This is a genomic window from Microcoleus sp. Z1_B2 (assembly GCF_036700325.1).
In the GTDB taxonomy this organism is placed as follows: Bacteria; Cyanobacteriota; Cyanobacteriia; order Cyanobacteriales; family Microcoleaceae; genus Microcoleus.
This window is the reverse complement of sequence record NZ_JAUBOQ010000094.1, coordinates 1-6,428: the sequence shown is the minus strand read 5'-3', so window position 1 is coordinate 6,428 and position 6,428 is coordinate 1. Positions and strand designations below refer to the sequence as shown.

The 6,428-nt window shown below is 43.1% G+C and carries 3 protein-coding genes and 1 pseudogene; 1 reads left to right on the top strand and 3 read right to left on the bottom strand.

Annotated elements, in window-relative coordinates; all coding sequences use genetic code 11:
• The first annotated feature begins 576 nt into the window (after positions 1-576).
• Complete coding sequence (locus QT984_RS29335; RefSeq protein WP_333054825.1) at positions 577-2,616, top strand: ATP-binding protein; 2,040 nt, start codon at positions 577-579, stop codon at positions 2,614-2,616.
• 439 nt (positions 2,617-3,055) lie between these two features.
• Here QT984_RS29335 and QT984_RS29330 read toward each other — a convergent pair whose 3' ends face one another.
• From QT984_RS29330 to QT984_RS29320, 3 genes and pseudogenes are all read right to left on the bottom strand, one after another.
• On the bottom strand, positions 3,056-4,384 hold the full coding sequence (locus QT984_RS29330) for a carbamoylphosphate synthase large subunit (protein ID WP_333208271.1): 1,329 nt from the start codon (positions 4,382-4,384) through the stop codon (positions 3,056-3,058).
• A 329-nt stretch (positions 4,385-4,713) separates the two neighbouring features.
• Positions 4,714-5,607, bottom strand: coding sequence for an isoaspartyl peptidase/L-asparaginase family protein (locus tag QT984_RS29325; protein WP_333340834.1), 894 nt, complete (start codon positions 5,605-5,607; stop codon positions 4,714-4,716).
• Positions 5,608-5,969: 362 nt separating this feature from the next.
• A pseudogene (locus tag QT984_RS29320) lies at positions 5,970-6,221 on the bottom strand (IS4 family transposase); the annotation flags it as partial.
• Positions 6,222-6,428 lie beyond the last annotated feature (207 nt).

The window sequence follows — 6,428 nt, the reverse complement described above, 5'->3', positions numbered from 1 at the left end:
ATTTTGGCTTACATTAGTTAGCCCAGCTATGTTTTTCGTGGTTTTCGCCACCCACTAACCATTATTGTTTTCCGACCAGTCGTTTGAGCGTGGTGTCTCTTATGTATCGGCGGTTATTCTACCTGTAGTATAGTTATTGTACTCTACAATGAACACAATGCAAGAATGTTCAAGAAAACACTTAACAAAAGTTGATAATTAATTAAAGCCGTCAAGCTTATGACGGGGCTTTAGACCCAATTTCTTGGTAGCCCAGATTTGGTATAATATCATTGGTTAGTTGAATGTAAAAATTAACGACCTATCAAATATATGCTTTTTGTCAATTTACCGACCAACGAATAAATAAAAAACTTCCAGTAAGCGATCGCTTTTAACCGCAAAGTAACGGGGCTACAAAAAGAGCGATTCACGATCGGGATAGCTCCGCTTCAGGCTCATTTGATGAATTGATATTATGATAGACAAAGAACCAATGGCTAAGCATTATCATCTATGCCTCCAACTGCGAAGTGCCTAAAAATTCCTCTGCGCGGTGTTCTTGTTGTTCCATTTGTTCTACAAATCTTTACAGCAGTGAGCTTAACAGGTTGGCTTTCCTTACGCAATGGACAAAAAGCGGTTAACGATGTGGCGGCTCAACTTCGTCAGGAACTAATAGCACGCATTGAAGGAGAACTCAAGCAATATATCAACAAACCTCATGATATCAATCGTGTGAATTCAGCCGCTTTTGCACAGGGCCACATGGACATGGTGAATGGCCGCAACGCTAAGCAATTTTTAACCCAAGTGCAGATATCCCCTTTTGTTTTTTCATCCTATTGTGGCGATGCTCAAGGATATTATCTGGGTGCGACTCGTCGAGAGTCAAAAATCGCGATGACTGCGAGTAATCAAGAAACAAACTATAATTTTTATTTTTATGAAATGAATAATTGGGGCGATCGGCAAAAATTCCTAGAAAAGGTAAACGCCCCTTACGATCCTCGCCAACGCCCCTGGTATCTTTCTGCTGTGAAAGCAGGGAGGCCTACTTGGAGCAATATTTTTGTGAATATTGTCAACAATGGTAAGCCTGCAATTACTGCCAGCGAACCTGTCTATGACTCAGAAGGTAAACTTCTGGGTGTCTGTGCCACTCTTGTTGTCCTCTCAGAAAATTTAAGGGAATTTCTGGGAAGTTTGTCTATTGGTAAAACAGGTAAGGCTTTTGTGATGGAGCGATCGGGTTCAATGATTTCTAGTTCCACAACAGAGCCACTAATCAAAGGACAAGGTAAAGCTCAGAAAATGATTGACGCCGTGGAAAGTAGGGAACCATTTGTGCGGGAGACAGCCAAATATTTGCTGAAATATTTTGGTAACTTTGACCAAATTCATAAATCAGAACAGTTAGAATTTACCCTCAAAAGTGAGCGGCAGTTTGTTCAGTTGCTACCGCTGAATGATGGTAGAGGCATCGATTGGCTAATTGTACTCGTCGTGCCTGAATCTGATTTTATGGAGCAAATAAATTATAATAGAAATACGACGATTATCCTTTGTCTGTTATCACTGGTAATCGCAACAGGATTAGCAATTATCACTTCACAATGGATAGCTAAACCTATTCGGCGATTGAGTCAAGCCAGTCAGGCGATCGCCAGTGGAAATTTCGAGCAAAATGTTCCCGACACTCTCGTAGAGGAATTGGTAAGTTTATCAGTATCTTTTAATCAAATGAGTCACGAATTAAAGAACTCTTACCACACCCTTGAACAAAAAGTAGAAGAACGCACTCAAGAACTACGGGAGACTCAAGCCCAACTCATCCAAAGTGAGAAAATGTCATCTCTGGGGCAACTGGTAGCCGGGATTGCCCATGAAGTGAATAATCCCGCGAATTTTATTCACGGTAATTTATCTCATCTTAGCCAATATACCCAAGATTTACTAGAGCTAGTACAGCTTTATCAAAAGTATTATCCCCAGCCGGTATCGGAGATTCAAGCCAAGTCGGAAGATATTGAGATCGAATTTTTGAGCGAAGACTTATCAAAACTGCTCAACTCTATGAAAGTAGGTTCAGAACGTATCCGCGATATTGTTAAATCTCTACGGAATTTTTCTCGATTGGACGAAGCAGATTTCAAAGCTGTCGATATCCATGAAGGCATTGAAAGCACCCTGATGATTCTGCAAAATCGTCTCAAGCCCAGACACACACATCCAGAGATTGAAGTGATCAAAGAGTACGGTAATCTGCCACCGATCGAGTGTTATGCAGGACAGCTTAACCAGGTATTTATGAATATTCTGACAAATGCTCTGGATGCTTTAGATGAGCATCGGGTGGAGAAAAAGACAATTCGGATTAGTACGAGTCTGTATAACTCAGAATTGGTCAGAATTTGTATTGCTGATAATGGGTGTGGCATCACAGAGGAAGTCAAAAAACGGCTATTCGACCCATTCTTTACAACCAAACCGGTAGGAAAAGGTACGGGAATGGGGATGTCTATAAGTTATCAAATTGTGATCCAAAAGCATAAAGGGAAACTGTGGTGTACATCAGAACCCGGAGAAAGAACAGAGTTTTGGATCGAAATTCCCCTAACTCAAAGTGTTATTTAGTTGAGGATATTCGCGAACTGTGGTATTATCTTGCCGAACCCATGAATCCGGTCTATCGATTTTAGATTTTAGATTTTAGATTTTAGATTTTAGATTGAAGCATGGACCCCACGGATAAATTCGGGGGCAAGTTTATCGGATAAGCTGTCGCGCATTTAAATTGTAGGTTCAGGGCGGGCGGGACGCTAGGGCCCCTACTCCCCACAATAGTTTGATTATTTTTTGACATACAATTTAAATGCCGCAACAGCTTACAGGTTTTTTATTTCTCCACGGATGAATCCGGGGGCTTGTATCCTCGATGCTTTCGGTTACTTCAAAGCTGTGGAACATTCAATTTTGATTTTTGATGACCCGTTTCCCGATATCACCGAACCATGCGGGCGAGATGAGGGGGAAAACCGCATAACCGCTGCAATCGGTAGAGTAGATATTAACCCTATTGCTGCAATCCCTTACTGTGCAAATTCTCCTCGATGTGCTGCATTTCCTTCATATCCTCACCCGCAACTATCCCGTAAATTTCCGTGTAGATTTTCCCGTATTTAACCTTCTCTAAAGCTGACAGGATTATCAAGTCCTTGCGATCGAGTTCTGGTTTCAGCGTGACAAGAATCGACTCCAAAGTCCCATCCATTCGCCAATCACTGGAATATTTAGCCACCTCCTTTCCCCGCCCCAGTAAGGTATGGCGCTGTAAGCAAAGCGGAGTCGAGCCATTAACTCGGAAATTGGCATCAATAGCATACAACAGTCCCTCCGAGTCTTCCAGCACGTCGAAGCCAATAACGCCGAAATAACCCTGTTGATGAGCATATTTACCAATAGCGGCAATCATCTCAAAAAACCTACTCATGTCGGTTTCGCGGTAGTGAATCAGTCCCCCTAAATAGTTGCCCTCTGGAGTGACAAGTTGGCCGGTAGTGCCGATAAGCGTGATATTTCCCGTTTTGCTTACATAAAACTGCACGCAATAGTTCTGCACTTCATTCTTGACGAATTCCGAGACAATAATCGTATCCAGCAACTTAATATCGAGATATTTCCTCACTTCCTGCAAGCAGTAGTTCATATCGCTGGCGCTTTTGATAATATAAGTGCCTTCTCCAGAAAGTCCGTGAGATGTTTTAATCAAGTAGGGGAATTGCTCTGGTAACTGAATGCTTTCGAGATTGACTTCGTGCAGATTGTAGGTTTCGTATTTCGGACATTGCACGCCTAATTCTGCTAGCGTTGCTTTGCTGAGTAAGTGGTAGTGGATGTCGGGATGAACGGCGTGTTTTTCGGGTTTGAGATTGTCGAAGGGAAATAGAGTCAGGAGTTTGTCAAAGCGATCGCTCATGCTGATATCTTCGAGATAAGTTGAGCAGTCTATCATCTCCATACTGCTGTTGCTGAAGCCCAAATGCTCCCGCCAATAGTCAATCAGCGACTTCGGCGGCTCATTAATTACAATCCCTGGGATGGCATCACCTAACACTGCCAGATTTTTCCAAGGTTCCTTCTGACCAATCTTGTCGAAAGAAGTTTTGGTGGCTTCACTGCTGCCGTCTTGAATAAAGTATTTTTTCCTGTTGGGATAAGCAGCCCAACTGGCGGTGGCAGGGTAATTTAGGATGAACGCATAACGTGCATCTGTGATGTCTGGAGCAAACAAATCGGAAAGAGAGTTGCCTTGAAAGTAAGGAAAGTCGTATGTTGAGTTCATAGAAACATCCAAGTCGAGTTTGAATTGAACTGTTTTCCCTGCCACTAAGTAGCTCGACATAATTAAAAGTAGGGTGGGCAATGCCCGCCCTACAAATTGACAAAGTGTTTATCGATCAATACTTCGGACTGTTTTTGATTACCAACCGTAGAATAAGGGTTTCAAGCCTGGAAGGCAATGGAACTACCAACTGACATCATGTCCGGTCGAGCGACCGCGATTTTTGTAGGGGTGGGTTCACCAACAATATCTGCCCATAATTGACAATCTCAAAAACCCACCCCGACCGGGATATTAATTGATGTCAAGCTACTTAATAACTAGGAAAAAAGAGATTAGTTGCGGAATTTTAACTCTCTCCAACTAGAGAGACTTTAACCTCAATAATTTCAACGATGGGCGAGTTGTTTTTTCTTAGTGAACGCAGCCACCTTGTCCATTTCTGAGGTTCTATAAGCACAAGCCATGTCCGTTGAATTATGCGCCCAGCCAACCCGCCCTTGAGGGTCTATGATGACGCACCCAGCTTCTCCTGCCACCTTAGATGCCAGAGTCTCAATGGCCATCTGCGCTGCTTCGTCTGGGTGCTTGCCGGACGCTAGAATGTCGATCGCCCTCTTAGCTAGAACTACTGGCATAATGGACTCGCCATCGCCTGTGGTCGAGCAAGCGCCCTGTTCATTTTCAGCAAACAAGCCTGAGCCAATAATGGCGCTGTCGCCGACGCGACCGGCGGGCTTATTCATAGTGCCGCCTGTTGAGGTACCGGCAACTAAGGTGCCACTACTATCCAAAGCTACACAACCAACGGTATTGGGGCGCTCAAGAACTTCTTTTTCCTCCTCCCACTCTTCCTGTTGCTCATCCGCGATTAAGTCTTCTTTTGTACACATCTCGGATCCACTTTCTGCAGCAAAATGTTCTGCATGATCCGCTACTAAGAACATGGGTTTTTTATCCATAATCTTTCGCGCCACTGAGATGGGATGGCGCACGCCTTGAACATTTGCGATCGCTCCCCAAGCTAATGAACGGCCTTCCATCATCGCTGCGTCTAGCTCTACCTCTCCCTGATTGTTGAGAACCGATCCAAAGCCTGCGTTAAATGTCTGATCAGCTTCCAGAACCCGGATAGCTGCCTCAACAGCTTCTGCTGCGGTACCCCCGCTTGCGAGCACTGCCCAACCAGCTTCTGCTGCTGCGGTACAGCCTGCATTGTTGGCTGCAACTTTCTCTTCTGTGATGGTTTTTGCTCCACCGTGGACAATAATGCTTATTACCATAAATCTCCTTTTTTACATTAATAACTACTTAAACATTTCTTAGATTAATAAATTTTTAAGTAGTTTTTTATCTCTCATAAATTTATAGATTAGCGGTGTTTGATTGAGGGTTCCTCTATCTTCAGATGTAATTAGTTCTGCCGATATTTGTGTTCCTACCGACCTAGGTATTTAATTATTTTTAATAAAAACTTGGCAAAATTATGTCAATAGTGTGAGTAAATTTGGCTTCGATTTAGTTAAGGAGTTTTAAATATTTAGGGAGTAAAGATGGGGTAAAACTTAAGGCGATGCGCTACACATTAACAGGCAAAATGGCTAAACCTGAAGAATGAGACTTTGCGGAGAGGGTGACAAGAGAGCTAGACCGATTGCTGTAAAAGGGATAGAGCATTTAGTCCTTGGCGAAAGTTCTGAGCTTTATGGGGCTTTAGGGCTATCAGTGCTAACATCTGATCTCGCCATAAAACTAGGGACTGACTCCAAGCACAACCAGATAATCCGAGGCCAAAAATACTGTGATGGGGAAAATTATTAGGGGTTTTTTCCGAGCGATCGAGCTAAGCTACGAAGTGGTTATATTGGAACTCCTTCCCGGCGATAGTCGCTAGCCACTAAGCAGAACTAATCTACAAAACTCCAGCTAAAAATCGGGTGAAGTTACCGAACTTTTCTTCCGAATAAGAGCCTCTATTTTACTATTTTATAATCATCAAGTTGTGCTAAATAGCGATTAAACAAGTTCAATACTCCGGACAGTTTTTAAGCAGCCAGAGTACCATAAGACAAGACTGAAGGAAGGTTAGGGTGATTTAAAATCA